This is a genomic window from Streptomyces sp. NBC_01334 (assembly GCF_035983595.1).
GTDB lineage: Bacteria > Actinomycetota > Actinomycetes > Streptomycetales > Streptomycetaceae > Streptomyces > Streptomyces coriariae.
In genome coordinates this window covers 8,996,742-9,009,714 of sequence record NZ_CP130718.1, presented here as the reverse complement: position 1 = coordinate 9,009,714, position 12,973 = coordinate 8,996,742, and the positions used below count along the sequence as shown (strand labels likewise).

The following is a 12,973-nucleotide window of genomic DNA, read 5'->3' as shown; positions in this document are numbered from 1 at the left end:
CCCGGCCGGTCTCGACCCGTCTCAACCAGGAGGAAGACAGTGGGAGTTTCCCTGTCCAAGGGTGGCAACGTATCCCTGAGCAAGGAGGCGCCGGGCCTGACCGCGGTCCTGGTCGGCCTGGGCTGGGACGTGCGGACGACCACGGGCACCGACTACGACCTCGACGCCTCCGCCCTGCTCCTGGACGCGTCCGGCAAGGTCCTGTCCGACCAGCACTTCGTCTTCTACAACAACCTGAAGAGCCCGGACGGTTCGGTCGAGCACACCGGCGACAACCTCACCGGTGAGGGCGAGGGCGACGACGAGTCGGTCAAGGTGAACCTCGCCGCCGTGCCCGCCGAGATCGACAAGATCGTCTTCCCGGTCTCCATCCACGACGCCGAGAACCGCGGCCAGAGCTTCGGCCAGGTCCGCAACGCGTTCATCCGTGTCGTCAACCAGGCGGGCGGCCAGGAGATCGCACGGTACGACCTGAGCGAGGACGCCTCCACCGAGACCGCGATGGTCTTCGGCGAGCTGTACCGCAACGGCGCGGAGTGGAAGTTCCGTGCCGTGGGCCAGGGTTACGCCTCCGGGTTGGCGGGGATCGCCGCCGACTTCGGCGTCAACGTCTGACCGGGGGTTTCCTCATGTTCGGACTGAGCGAATTCGCCATCCTGCTCATCGTCGTCATCGCCGTCATCGCCGCCAGGAAGCTGCCCGAGCTGGCCCGTTCGGCCGGAAAGTCGGCGCGCGTCCTGAAGGCGGAGGCGCGGGCGGCGAAGGAGGAGCAGTCCCCCGACGGGGAGCGCCGGCACCCCAACTGATCGGTAGCAGCCGGTGGGCACGACCTCGGGCCGGTGTCCTCCCTGAGATGTAGGCGCCAGAAGTACGAGGGGCCGGAAGAGGGACGCGTGGGAGGACGTCCCTCGGACGAGGGCTCGGTGAGAATGAACCGGTGATGAACGTCGGGGCGGCCGGCCGGATACGCGAGGCCGTGACCGCGCTGGTGCGTCCGGTCGCGCCGCCGCCCCGGCCGACCCGACGCAACCTCCTCTTCGACGCGCTGCTCGCTCTGGTCCTCGCCGTCGTCGGAACCGTCCACGCCCTCGGTGCCGGGGTCGGCCGGAGCTATCTGCTCGTCGACGGGGTGGAGCGGGCACGGACCGGAGCGGACACCTGGCCCGGCGCCGTCGTCCCCGCGCTCCTGGTCACGCTGCCCCTGGCGCTGCGCAGGCGATATCCCCTGGCCGTGCTGTGGGTCGTGCGGTGCGCGGGGATCCTCGCTCCGGACGGCGAGGCCCGGATCGTCTTCCACTCCTTCGTCGTCGCCACCTACAGCGCCGTCGCCCACAGCCCGTACCGTGCGGCCATCGTGGTCGGTCTGCCGCCGGCCCTGCTCGTGCTCGCCTCGATCGGCGACGCCGGGGTGCCGGCCGTCCCGGACCGGTACGTCCCCCCGCTCGTCCTCCTCCCGCTCGCCATGGCCGCGTACGGCATACGTACCTGGCGGGCCCGTGCCGACGAGCGGCAGACGCGGATGGCCGAGCTGGAACGCGAGCGGGCCGCGGAGCTGCGCCGCGCGGCCGAGCACGAGCGGGCCCGCATCGCCCGCGAACTCCACGACGTGGTCACCCACCACGTCCGCATGATGGTCATCCAGGCCGGCGCCGCCCGTACGGTCCTGGACGCCGCGCCCGCGCAGTCACGTGAGGCGCTCCTCGCGATCGAGGCGGGGGGACGCGCCGCCATGACAGAGCTGAGGCATGCCATGGGCCTGCTCCTGATGAACTCCGGGGACGACCGTGACGACATGGGGGCGGTCTGCGCGGACACTCACCGAGGAACGGATGCGCGGCCGGAACGACACCAAGCACCGGTTGGGCTTCCGGGTCTTCGGTGTGACCGTCGGCGCCCCGCGCGCCGCCGCGGCCGGTTCGGTTCTGGAGGCCCAGTGCGACAGCCTCCGCTCGGTCGAGGACTTCACCGACATGCAGCCGCCGATCTTTTCCGCGTGATCTGGCGTCGGTCGAGGCAGGCCGAGGCATCCGGGTCCGGGGCCACCGCTCTTCGGGCGCGACAGGGCTCCGGTACAGGCGGCTCTCGATGCAACCGGGTTTCGGCGTGCTCGTTGAGTATCCGTACTCAGGCGCTCTCCTCCCCCGCGGCACGACACTGAGGCTCCGATCGCCCTTACCGGAGGTTCCCTCGTGTTCAGCCGTGCCGTCATCGCCCTGACACCGTTCTTCGGGCGGCTCACCGTCACCAGTGAGATCAAGCTGCGCCTGCCCGCGGGGACCCTCTTCGTGGCCAACCACGACTCCATGGCCGACCCCGCCGTCGTCATGGCCGCGCTGCGGCGGCTGGAGCTCGACCCGGTGGTGATGGCGACCGCGGGGCTGTGGCGCATTCCGCTGCTCGGCAGGGCGCTGAGCCGTGACGGTCACATCCCGGTCCACCGCCGTACGGCGCATGCGGCGCTGGCCCTCGACGCCGCCGCCGAGGCATTGGCCGGCGGCCGGCACGTGCTCCTCTACGGCGAGGGCCGACTGCCGCGCCGCAGGGACGCGGCGGCCACCGCACCCGAGCCGTTCCGTACCGGGCTCGCCCGTCTGGCACAGGCGACCGGCGCGCTGGTGGTGCCGGTGGGCCACGCGGGCGCCCGGCGGATCGCCTCGGGGTCGGCCGCGAAGCAGCTGGCGGGCACGTTGACGGCGCCCGTCCGGCGTCCGCACTGCCATGTCCACCTCGGGGCGCCGCTGCGGCTGCCCGCGGAGACGGAGCGCGGTACGGCGGCCGCCCGGCTCGCCGTCACCGCGGCCTGGCGGACGGCGGCCCGCGCCGTGGGCGAACACCCGAGATAACCACCGGCGAACCCGCGAGAAAGCCATCGGCGGCACCTGCCGGACAGCCACCGCGAACCCGCGAGACAGCCACCGACACACCTCCGAAGGCAGCCACCGGCGGACTCGCGACCCAGTCACCGGCGGCCCCCGAAGGCAGCCACCGCCAAGGCCCCTGAGACAGCTGCCGCCGAGACCCGAGACAGCTACCACCGGAACCGAGACAGCTGCCGCCGGCACCCGAAGCAGCCGCCGCCCGACCCCCGCAGCAGCCGCCCCACGGCACCCGAATCAGATGCGGCTGTCACCGCTCCGCGGGCGGTGGCGCCGTGCTCTGCCGCAGCACCAGCCGCGTCGGTACGAGCGTCGTTCCGTGTTCCGAACCGTCCGGACGCATCTTGCGCAGCACGGCCTGGACGCAGAGCCGGCCGACCTCGGCGAAATCCTGGTGCAGGGTGGTGAGCGGGGGCAGAAAGGAGCCTGACTCGGGGATGTCGTCGAAACCGATGACGCTGACGTCCTCGGGCACCCGGCGCCCGGCTTCGTGCAGGGCGCGCAGCAGACCGAGGGCCATCTGGTCGTTGGCCGCGAAGACGGCGGTGCATTCCTCGCGGGCGGCCAGCTCACGGCCGGCCAGGTAGCCGGACTCCGCCGACCAGTCACCCCTGACCAGGGGCGGTGCCGCGCGGTCCGCCTCGGTGAGGGCCGCCCGCCAGGCGTCGGCGCGGCGCTGTGCGGCGAACGAGTCCTCGGGGCCGCCCAGATGCCAGACGGTGCGGTGGCCCAGTTCGAGGAGGTGCTGGACGGCGGTCCTGGTGCCGCCGGCCTGGTCGGTGTCGACGACGGTGTAGTGGTCGCCTGCGTCGGAGTCCACGACCACGACCTGGACGTGCGGCGGGAGTTTCACGGTGGCCGCGTCCAGCAGGTGGACCTCCATGATGACGATCACCGCGTCGACGGCCAGTTCCTCCAGCCGGGAGAACGCGCCGCGCACCTCGTCGGTGGTGGGGACGGCCACCGGGAGCAGTGTCACCGCGTAGCCCTCGGCGGCCGCCGAGGTCGCGATCGCCTCCAGGGTGCGCACGTTGCCGGTCGTGGACAGCGTGAACGTGATGACGCCGATCGTGCGGAACTCACCGCGTTTGAGGGCGCGGGCGGCGCTGTTGGGGCGGTAGCCGAGTTCCTTCATGGCCTCGAGGACCTGTTGCCGGGTCTCCTCGTTCACACCCGCGTAACCGTTGGAGACCCGGGAGACGGTCTGCGAGGACACCCCGGCGAGCCGTGCGACGTCCGCCATGGATGCGGTGGCCCGGGCGCGTCCCGGCACTTGGGCCGGTGTTCTTTCAGCCATGTCCACTCGGTGTGCCCACCTCTCTGTCGGCGCAGGTGCCACGGTCTCCCCGGAGGACCCTTGACCATCGTTATCGGGGCAGTGTAGACATGCCGCCATCAGATGTTTACGTAAACATAACAGCTTGCCGAGCCTCTTGCGTGGCTGATGTTTACGTAAACATCATGGTGGCGGTGGGGCGTTCGGAAATCTCCGCGCAACGCCGCCCCGGTTCCAGGACTGGACGAGCGAGGAACGACATGACGACGCTGCAACCGCCGGTGGCCGCCGAGCCGCGGCCGGCACCTCCTCCGGCGAAAGGGGACCGCCGCTCCTGGACGGGGTGGGGTTTCATCGGTCCCTTCGTGGCCGTTTTCGCCCTGGTCTTCCTGGCTCCGATCGCGTACTCGATCTATCTGAGCCTCTTCCGGGACCAGCTGATCGGCGGCAACCAGTTCGTCGGCCTGGACAACTACACGCGGGCCTTCCAGGACGACGCGTTCTGGTCGGCGGTCGGCCGGGTGGCCCTCTTCCTGGTCGTCCAGGTGCCGATCATGCTGGGCATCGGCCTGCTGGTGGCGCTGGCCCTGGACAGTGGCCGGCTCTACGGCAAGAGCTTCTTCCGGATCACGATCTTCCTGCCGTACGCCGTGCCCGCCGTGGTCGCCACCCTGATGTGGGGCTTCATGTACGGCACCAAGTACGGCCTGGTGGGCGACATCAACTCCGCGTTCGGTGTCACCCTGCCCGACCTGCTCTCCCCCGGCTGGGTGCTCGCCTCCATCGGCAACATCGTGACCTGGGAGTTCGTCGGGTACAACATGCTGATCTTCTACTCGGCGCTGCGGGTCATCCCGACCTCGCTGTACGAGGCGGCGGAGATCGACGGCGCCGGCCAGTGGCGGATCATCGGCTCGATCAAGCTGCCCGCGATCCGCGGCGCGCTCGTCATCGCGACGATCTTCTCGATCATCGGCAGCTTCCAGCTCTTCAACGAGCCGAGCATCCTGCGTCCGCTGGCGCTGAACTCCATCACCACGGACTACACGCCGAACTTCTACACGTACTCGCTGTCCTTCAACGGCCAGCAGCACAACTACTCCGCGACGGTGGCCATCATCATGGGCGTCATCACGATGATCGTCGCCTACGCCGTCCAGCTGCGCGGCATGCGCAAGGGAGCGTGACCCGATGAGTACCGCTGTCACCGCCTCCCCCGCGAAGAACACCGCCCCGAGGCTGCGAACCCCCCGTAAGAAGCACACCCCGGGCAAGCCGAAGCGCAATGTGTTGCTGACGGTGCTGATGGCCCTGATGGCCCTCTACACCGTGGTGCCGCTGATCTGGCTGGTCATCAACGCCACGAAGACCCAGTCGGGCCTGGCCGACTCCAACGGCCTGTGGTTCGCCGACGACTTCGCCCTGTGGGACAACATCCGGACCACCTTCACCTACCACGACGGCATCTTCGGGCGCTGGCTGCTGAACACCCTGCTGTACGTGGTCCTCGGTGCGGGCGGCGCGACACTGCTGGCCGTGCTGGGCGGGTACGCGCTGGCGAAGTTCCAGTTCCCCGGCAAGCGTGCGATCTTCGCCGTGGTGATCGGTGCGGTCGCCGTGCCGGCTACGGCGCTGGCCGTGCCGACCTTCCTGATGTTCAGCAAGATGGGGCTGACCGACACCCCGTGGGCGGTGATCATCCCGTCGCTCGTGTCGCCGTTCGGTCTGTATCTGATGTGGGTGTTCGCCGCGGAGGCGATCCCGACCGAGCTGCTGGAGGCGGCCCGGATGGACGGGGCGGGCGAGGTGCGGACCTTCTTCCAGGTCGCGCTGCCGCTGCTGGCCCCCGGGATCGTGACCGTGCTGCTGTTCACCACGGTCGCCACCTGGAACAACTACTTCCTCCCGCTGATCATGCTGAAGGACCCGGACTGGTACCCGCTGACGCTGGGTCTGAGCGCCTGGAGCTCCCAGGCACAGACCATTGGTGGCGACGTGATCTTCAACCTGGTGATCACGGGGTCCCTGCTCACGATCCTCCCGCTGATCGCCGCCTTCCTGTTCCTCCAGAAGTACTGGCAGTCCGGCCTCGCCGCCGGAAGTGTCAAGGAGTGACCTGGGCAGCGCCCCCAAGCCCCACATTTGAGCACCACCAGCACCACCAGCACCACCCCCACCCTCACCTGTCCCACCCACGAAGAAGTGGAAGCAGCCCCATGCGCAGAACAACGAGCCGCATCCTGCGCGGCATCGCCCTCGTCTCCACCCTCGCCCTGGGCGTCACCGCCTGCGGTGGCTCGGACGACGACTCCGACACGAAGGCCGTCTCCGCCGGCGACATCCAGGCTGCCCTGGACAAGGGCGGCAACATCACGGTCTGGGCCTGGGAGCCCACCCTGAAGACCGTGGCCGCCGACTTCCAGAAGAAGTACCCGAAGGTCAAGATCAACCTGGTCGGCGAACGCTCCGGCGACAAGCACTACACCGCGCTGTCCAACGCGATCTCGGCCGGCAAGGGCGTCCCGGACGTCGCCCAGGTCGAGTACTTCGCGCTCGGCCAGTACTCCCTGACCAAGGGCCTGACCGACCTGGCCCCCTTCGGCGCCGACAAGCTCGCCTCGAAGTACACGCCGGGTCCGTGGAACGCGGTCAGCGACGGCGACAAGGTCTACGGCCTGCCGATGGACTCGGGCCCGATGGCGCTGTTCTACAACAAGACGGTCTTCGACAAGTACAAGATCGCCGTCCCCACCACCTGGGACGAGTACCTGGACGCGGCCCGCAAGCTCCACAAGGCCGACCCGAAGGCATACATCACCAGCGACCTCGGTGACGCGGGCCTCACCACCTCCCTGCTGTGGCAGGCCGGTTCGCGCCCCTACAAGGTCGACGGCACCAAGCTCGGCGTCAACTTCGACGACGCGGGCGCCAAGAAGTACGAGGCGGTCTGGCAGCAGCTGATCAGCGAGAAGCTGCTCGCCCCGGTCAACGGCTGGACCGACGACTGGTACAAGGGCCTGGGCGACGGCACCATCGCCACCCTGCCCACCGGCGCCTGGATGCCCGCCAACTTCGTCACCGGCGTCCCGAACGCCAAGGGCCAGTGGCGCGCGGCGGCGATGCCGGCCTGGACCGCGGGTGACAAGGCGAGCGCGGAGAACGGCGGCAGCTCGCTGGCGGTTCCGGCGCTGGCCAAGAACAAGGAACTCGCCTACGCCTTCACCGAGTACGCCAACGCCGGTGACGGTGTCGCCACCCGGGTGAGCGAGGGTGCCTTCCCCGCCACCAAGGCGGAGCTGGAGTCGGCCGCGTTCCAGAGCAAGAAGTTCGACTACTTCGGCGGCCAGGAAGCGAACAAGATCTTCGCCGACTCCGCGGCGAACGTGGCGAGCGACTGGTCGTACCTCCCGTTCCAGCCGTACGCCAACTCGATCTTCAACGACACCGTCGGCAAGGCCTACGTCTCCGGCACCAAGCTGGCGGACGGTCTGAAGGCCTGGCAGGACGCCTCGATCAAGTACGGCGAGGAGCAGGGCTTCACCGTCGAGAAGTAGTCCGTCGGCAAGCAGTCGGCAGACATTCGACACGCACTCGGCAAGCAGTCGAGAAGCACAAAACGCCGGGCGGCGCGGCACCCGGGCCGCGCCGCCCCCGTGCACCACCTTCGGAAGGACCGCCATGATCTCCACCCTCCAGTCCCGCATGCTGCGCGGGGCGGACGGTGACCCCGCTCCGCGTCTGGCGTACGGCGCCGACTACAACCCCGAGCAGTGGCCCCGGGACGTGTGGGAGGAGGACGTGCGGCTGATGCGGGAGGCCGGCGTCACCGTCGTCTCCGTGGGGATCTTCTCCTGGGCCCGGATCCAGCCGGGTCCGGACACCTGGGACTTCGGCTGGCTCGACGAGGTCATGGACCTGCTGCACGCGGGCGGGATCGGCGTCGACCTGGCCACCGCCACCGCCTCCCCGCCGCCCTGGCTCACCACCGCCCACCCGGAGATCCTGCCGGTCACGGCGAACGGCGAGACGCTCTGGCCGGGCGCCCGCCAGCACTGGCGGCCCACCTCTCCCGTCTTCCGTGAGTACGCCCTGCGCCTGGTCCGGAAGATGGCCGACCGCTACCGGGACCATCCGGCGCTCGTCGCCTGGCACGTCTCCAACGAGCTGGGCTGCCACAACGTCTACGACTACTCGGACGACGCGGCCCACGCCTTCCGGGTCTGGCTGCGCGCCCGCTACGGCTCGCTCGACGCCCTCAACCACGCCTGGGGCACCGCTTTCTGGTCGCAGCGCTACAGCGACTGGGAGCAGATCCTGCCGCCCCGGCTGGCCGCCTCGCACCCCAACCCGACGCAGCAGCTGGACTTCAAGCGGTTCTCCTCGGACGCCCTGAAGGACCACCTCGTCGCGGAACGGGAGATCCTGCGGGACATCACGCCGGAGATCCCGGTCACCACGAACTTCATGGTGATGGGCAACACCAAGGGCATGAACTACCCGGACTGGGCGAGCGAGATCGACTTCGTCTCGAACGACCACTACGTCCACCCCGGCCCGCAGGACCGCGACGAGCTGTCCTTCTCGGCGAACCTCACCAGCGGCATCGCGGCCGGCCGGCCCTGGTTCCTGATGGAGCACTCCACCAGTGCCGTCAACTGGCAGCCCGTGAACGTGGCGAAGCGGCCCGGCGACCTGGCCCGTGACTCGCTGCTGCACGTGGCGCACGGCGCGGACGCGGTGTGCTTCTTCCAGTGGCGGCAGTCGGCGGCCGGCGCCGAGAAGTACCACTCGGCGATGGTCCCGCACGCCGGCGAGGACAGCGACCTGTTCCGCGCGGTGGCCGCCCTCGGCGCCACGCTGAAGTCCCTTGCCCCGGTGGCGGGTTCGGAGCGGGAGTCGGCGGCCGTCGGCATCCTCTACGACTGGGAGTCGTGGTGGGCCAGTGAGCAGGACTCCCACCCCACGGCCCTGCTGGACTACCGGCAGGAGGCGCTCGACTGGTACTCGGCGCTGCTCGCGCTCGGTGTCCGCGCCGACCTCGTCACCACCCGCGCCGACCTCTCCCGGCACCAGGTGCTGATCGCACCCGTGCTGCACATGGTGCCGGCCGAACTGGCCAAGGACCTCACGCGCTACGCCGAGCAGGGCGGCCACCTCGTCACCACGTACTTCTCCGGGGTCGTCGACGAGAACGACCACGTCTGGCTCGGCGGATACCCGGGCGCCCTGCGCGACCTGCTCGGCATCCGCATCGAGGAGTTCGGCCCGCTGCTCGCCGGGGAGTCCGTGGAACTGGACGACGCCACCTCGGGCAGCCTGTGGACCGACCGGATCACCGTCACCGACTCCGACACCGAGGTGCTGGCGCACTACAACACCGGTGTGCACGCCGGGCGTCCCGCCATCACCCGGCGCCCGACCGGCGACGGTTCGGCCTCGTACGTCTCCACCCGGCTCGGTGTCGACGGGCTCACCTCGCTGCTGCCCCGGCTGCTGGAGCCGGCCGGGGTCGGCAGTGAACTCCCGGCGGACGTCCGGGGGGCGGTCGAGCTGACCGTCCGGCGCGGCGCCGAGGGACGGTTCCTGTTCCTGGTCAACCGGACCGACGACACGGTACCGGTGACCGGGATGGACGGAGAGGTCCTGCTCGGCACCGGCGGCACGGAGGGCGCCCTCGTCCTCGGGCCGCGGGAGGTCGCCGTACTGCGCCGGCCCTGCGACTGACGCCACACACCCGCACCCCCCACGACTCCTCGGCACGGCACGCAGCCGCGCCGAGGGCCATCCCCTCCTGTCCGCGCGGCAGGAGGGGCCCACCACAGCGACCGCACCGCAGTTGGGAGCACAGATGGCACGCCGTACCCGCAGCAGACGGAACCTCGGGGCCGCCGCACTCACCGCGCTGGCCACCGGGGCCGCCCTCCTCAGCGTCCCCGTGCAGGCCCACGCCGAGGCCGCCGTCACCGTGACGCCGGATCCGTCGTACCAGCAGCAGAAGTTCGAGGGCTGGGGCACCAGCCTGGTCTGGTTCGCCAACGCCACCGGGGACTATCCCCCGGCGATCCGCGAGAAGCTGGCCAAGTTGCTCTTCGGCGACGACGGCCTCGCGCTGAACATCGCCCGGTACAACATCGGCGGCGGCAACGCCCCGGACGTCACGGACTATCTGCGGGCCGGCGGTGCCGTCGAGGGCTGGTGGAAGGCGCCCGAGGGCACCACCCGCGAGGACACCGACTGGTGGAGCGCTGACGACCCGGCCGACTGGAACAAGGACGCCGACGCCACCCAGCGCTGGTGGGTGGACCGCATCAAGAAGGACATCACCCACTGGGAGACGTTCAGCAACTCCCCTCCGTGGTTCATGACCGAGAGCGGATACGTGTCCGGCGGCTTCAACGCCAACACCGACCAGCTCAAGGCCGACTCCGTCGACGACTTCGCCGCCTACGTGGCGGGCGCGACCAAGCGGCTGGAGAAGGCCGAGGGCATCAAGGTCGACACCGTCGACCCGTTCAACGAGCCCAACACCGGCTACTGGGGCACCCGGCTGGACGCGAACGGCCAGCCCGTGGGCGGCCGTCAGGAGGGCGCCCACATCGGCCCCGAGCTCCAGCAGAAGGTGCTCGCCGCGCTGGCGCCCGCGCTGAAGAAGGCGAAGACGAAGGCGCAGATATCGGCGATGGACGAGACCAACCCGTCCATCTTCGCGACGAACTGGAACGCCTACTCGCAGGCCTCCAAGGACCTCGTCGACCAGATGAACGTCCACACCTACGGCACCGGGCAGCGCACCACCGTGCGCGATCTCGCCAAGGCCGCCGACAAGCCGCTGTGGATGAGCGAGGTCGAGGGCGACTGGGGTGACGGGCAGAGCTTCACGGACATGCGTCCGGGCCTCGGGCTCGCCCAGCAGATGGTGAACGACCTGCGTGAACTGGAGCCCACCGCCTGGGTGTTCTGGCAGCCGGTCGAGGACTACGACAACATGAAGCCGGGCGGCGAGTCCGCGAAGGGCGGCAACTGGGGTTCCATCCAGCTCCCGTTCAGCTGCACCAGCACGGACACCCTCCAGTCCTGCCCGATCTACACCAACACCAAGTTCGACACGGCCAGGAACTTCACGCACTTCATCAAGCCCGGCGACAAGCTGATCAAGGTGGACGACACCTCCAGCGCCGCCGCCGTGACCAAGGACGGCAAGGGCGCCTCGGTCGTCCACGTCAACAGCACCACCGAGGCCCGCACGGTCACCATCGACCTGTCCAAGTTCCGCACCGTCAAGGGCAGCGCGACCGTCACCCCCACGGTGACCAGCGCCGACGGCAAGCTCAAGCAGCAGGCCCCGGTCAAGGTCGTCGACGGCAGGGCCACCTACACCGTCCCCGCCCAGTCGGTGACCTCCTTCGCCGTCAAGGGCGTCTCCGGCGTCGCGAAGAACGCGGGTCTGTTCAGCAAGGGCCACTCGTACACGCTGACCGGCGTGCAGAGCGGCAAGGCGGTGACCGTCGGGGCCAACGGCACGAACCTCGTCATCGGCTCGGCCGACGGCAGCACCGCGCAGCAGTGGCAGCTGGACGCCCGGTACGGCAAGACGGGCGCCCGCCAGCACTACGTCCTCGCCAACCCGGCCGAGGGTGAGCGCCTCGCCGTCCGCGACAACGTGCCGGTGGTCGAACCCGACACCGGCGAGCGTGACCCGGCCACCGAGTGGATCATGTCGACCACCGGCGACGGGACATGGACCCTGGTCAACGTGGCCACCGGACGTCTCCTCGAGGTCGGCGGCCAGGCGACCAACGAGGGCGCGGCCGTCACGACCTGGCAGGCCAACTCCGGTTCCAACCAGCGCTGGAGGGTCACGGACGTGACCCCGTAGCCCGTATCAGTCCACGTCCTGCGGGTCCGTCGTCCCCGCCCGTGTCTCCGCCCGCATCGCGATCGTCGTGATGCGGGCGGAGTGCTGTGCGGGGGCGGGGGCCGGGATCCGTTCCAGGACCCCGCCCGCGAAGACGTCGTACAGCGGCAGCGTCTCGAGGTGGACATAGCCGATGTGGCAGTCGCAGACGGCGAGCGGACAGGGGCGGGGACGCAGGGCGGCGCGGTACGAGCCGTCGTAGAGGTTGCCCAGTTCGGCGCGGACGAAGTGGCAGCGCCGGACGGTGCCCTCGCCGTCGACCGAGATCACCGAGTCGCCGGTGCGGCAGGGCAGGCCGGCGCTGGTGTGCGGATGGCGGCTGTACGGGAAGAGCGGGTCGAGGGCGGTCCACCGGTCGGCCTCGGCGTCCTCGTAGGTGTGGCCCTCGGCGGCGTTGATCCACAGATAGACGTGCGCCGGCAGGTCGGCGCGCAGCCGGCGGGCCGCGTCGAGGTGCTCGGGCAGGCCGACGACGCCGACGCTGAAGCGGATGCCCCGCTCCGACAGTTCGCGGCACTTGCCGAGGAAGCGGTCGTACGGCGTCTGGCCCGGGTGGTACGTGCACCACAGGGCCAGGGTGTCGGGATCGGCCTCGGCGAGCCAGTCGGTGCGGCAGCTGAGGTTGGTCTGGACGGCGACCCGGCGGATGTGCGGGAGGTGGGAGAGGTCGGCGAGGGTGCGCCGGTACCAGGAGCGGACCAGTCCCTCGCCCCACGGGGTGAAGAGGAGCGAGAGCCGGTCGTCGGTGCGGGCCGCGGCCCACTGCGCGAACCGTTCGAGGGCGGCCCGGTCGGCGCGCAGTTGCTCCGTGCTGTCGCGCCGCTTGGCGAACGGGCAGTAGGGGCAGTCGTAGTCGCAGGAGGCGAGCGGGCCGCGGTAGAGCAGGGTCAGGTCCATGGCGGCCGG

10 protein-coding genes and 2 pseudogenes are annotated in these 12,973 nt (G+C 70.1%); 10 read left to right on the top strand and 2 right to left on the bottom strand.

The window, feature by feature from the left end; translation table 11 throughout:
• Nucleotides 1-39 precede the first annotated feature (39 nt).
• The 5 genes and pseudogenes from OG736_RS40090 (at nt 40) to OG736_RS40070 (ending at nt 2,843) form a co-directional block, all read left to right on the top strand.
• A complete protein-coding gene (locus OG736_RS40090; protein WP_020129565.1) occupies nt 40-615 on the top strand; it encodes a TerD family protein in 576 nt (191 codons plus the stop codon).
• A 14-nt stretch (nt 616-629) separates the two neighbouring features.
• A complete protein-coding gene (locus OG736_RS40085) occupies nt 630-806 on the top strand; it encodes a twin-arginine translocase TatA/TatE family subunit (RefSeq protein ID WP_327186812.1) in 177 nt (58 codons plus the stop codon).
• 134 nt (nt 807-940) lie between these two features.
• Nucleotides 941-1,750 (top strand): annotated as a pseudogene (locus OG736_RS40080) (sensor histidine kinase); the annotation flags it as partial.
• Nucleotides 1,751-1,814: 64 nt separating this feature from the next.
• Nucleotides 1,815-1,999 (top strand): annotated as a pseudogene (locus OG736_RS40075) (hypothetical protein); the annotation flags it as partial.
• A 190-nt stretch (nt 2,000-2,189) separates the two neighbouring features.
• Nucleotides 2,190-2,843, top strand: coding sequence for a lysophospholipid acyltransferase family protein (locus tag OG736_RS40070; RefSeq protein ID WP_327186811.1), 654 nt, complete (start codon nt 2,190-2,192; stop codon nt 2,841-2,843).
• A 283-nt stretch (nt 2,844-3,126) separates the two neighbouring features.
• Here OG736_RS40070 and OG736_RS40065 read toward each other — a convergent pair whose 3' ends face one another.
• A complete protein-coding gene (locus OG736_RS40065; RefSeq protein WP_442817212.1) occupies nt 3,127-4,119 on the bottom strand; it encodes a LacI family DNA-binding transcriptional regulator in 993 nt (330 codons plus the stop codon).
• 293 nt (nt 4,120-4,412) lie between these two features.
• Here OG736_RS40065 and OG736_RS40060 point away from each other — a divergent pair, with 293 nt between their 5' ends.
• From OG736_RS40060 to OG736_RS40040, 5 genes are all read left to right on the top strand, one after another.
• Nucleotides 4,413-5,339 carry a carbohydrate ABC transporter permease gene (locus OG736_RS40060; protein ID WP_327186809.1) on the top strand — a complete coding sequence of 309 codons (927 nt, stop codon included), beginning with the start codon at nt 4,413-4,415 and terminating at the stop codon, nt 5,337-5,339.
• Nucleotides 5,340-5,343: 4 nt separating this feature from the next.
• Nucleotides 5,344-6,267: a carbohydrate ABC transporter permease gene (locus OG736_RS40055; RefSeq protein WP_327186808.1), complete on the top strand. Its 924-nt coding sequence runs from the start codon at nt 5,344-5,346 to the stop codon at nt 6,265-6,267.
• 101 nt (nt 6,268-6,368) lie between these two features.
• Nucleotides 6,369-7,706 carry an ABC transporter substrate-binding protein gene (locus OG736_RS40050; protein ID WP_327186807.1) on the top strand — a complete coding sequence of 446 codons (1,338 nt, stop codon included), beginning with the start codon at nt 6,369-6,371 and terminating at the stop codon, nt 7,704-7,706.
• A 124-nt stretch (nt 7,707-7,830) separates the two neighbouring features.
• Nucleotides 7,831-9,876: a beta-galactosidase gene (locus tag OG736_RS40045; RefSeq protein ID WP_327186806.1), complete on the top strand. Its 2,046-nt coding sequence runs from the start codon at nt 7,831-7,833 to the stop codon at nt 9,874-9,876.
• A 124-nt stretch (nt 9,877-10,000) separates the two neighbouring features.
• On the top strand, nt 10,001-12,028 hold the full coding sequence (locus OG736_RS40040) for an RICIN domain-containing protein (RefSeq protein WP_327186805.1): 2,028 nt from the start codon (nt 10,001-10,003) through the stop codon (nt 12,026-12,028).
• A 6-nt stretch (nt 12,029-12,034) separates the two neighbouring features.
• Here the strand turns inward: OG736_RS40040 and OG736_RS40035 are convergent, their stop codons facing one another.
• Nucleotides 12,035-12,964: an STM4011 family radical SAM protein gene (locus OG736_RS40035; protein ID WP_327186804.1), complete on the bottom strand. Its 930-nt coding sequence runs from the start codon at nt 12,962-12,964 to the stop codon at nt 12,035-12,037.
• Between the last annotated feature and the right edge of the window lie 9 nt (nt 12,965-12,973).

What these genes read in the sequence shown, in the direction of transcription:
- OG736_RS40085 (WP_327186812.1), top strand. Translation starts at nt 630, where the DNA reads ATGTTCGGACTGAGCGAATTCGCCATCCTGCTCATCGTCGTCATCGCC.
- OG736_RS40035 (WP_327186804.1), bottom strand. Translation starts at nt 12,964, where the DNA reads ATGGACCTGACCCTGCTCTACCGCGGCCCGCTCGCCTCCTGCGACTAC.
- OG736_RS40065 (WP_442817212.1), bottom strand. Translation starts at nt 4,119, where the DNA reads ATGGCGGACGTCGCACGGCTCGCCGGGGTGTCCTCGCAGACCGTCTCC.
- OG736_RS40045 (WP_327186806.1), top strand. Translation starts at nt 7,831, where the DNA reads ATGATCTCCACCCTCCAGTCCCGCATGCTGCGCGGGGCGGACGGTGAC.
- OG736_RS40060 (WP_327186809.1), top strand. Translation starts at nt 4,413, where the DNA reads ATGACGACGCTGCAACCGCCGGTGGCCGCCGAGCCGCGGCCGGCACCT.
- OG736_RS40050 (WP_327186807.1), top strand. Translation starts at nt 6,369, where the DNA reads ATGCGCAGAACAACGAGCCGCATCCTGCGCGGCATCGCCCTCGTCTCC.
- OG736_RS40055 (WP_327186808.1), top strand. Translation starts at nt 5,344, where the DNA reads ATGAGTACCGCTGTCACCGCCTCCCCCGCGAAGAACACCGCCCCGAGG.
- OG736_RS40040 (WP_327186805.1), top strand. Translation starts at nt 10,001, where the DNA reads ATGGCACGCCGTACCCGCAGCAGACGGAACCTCGGGGCCGCCGCACTC.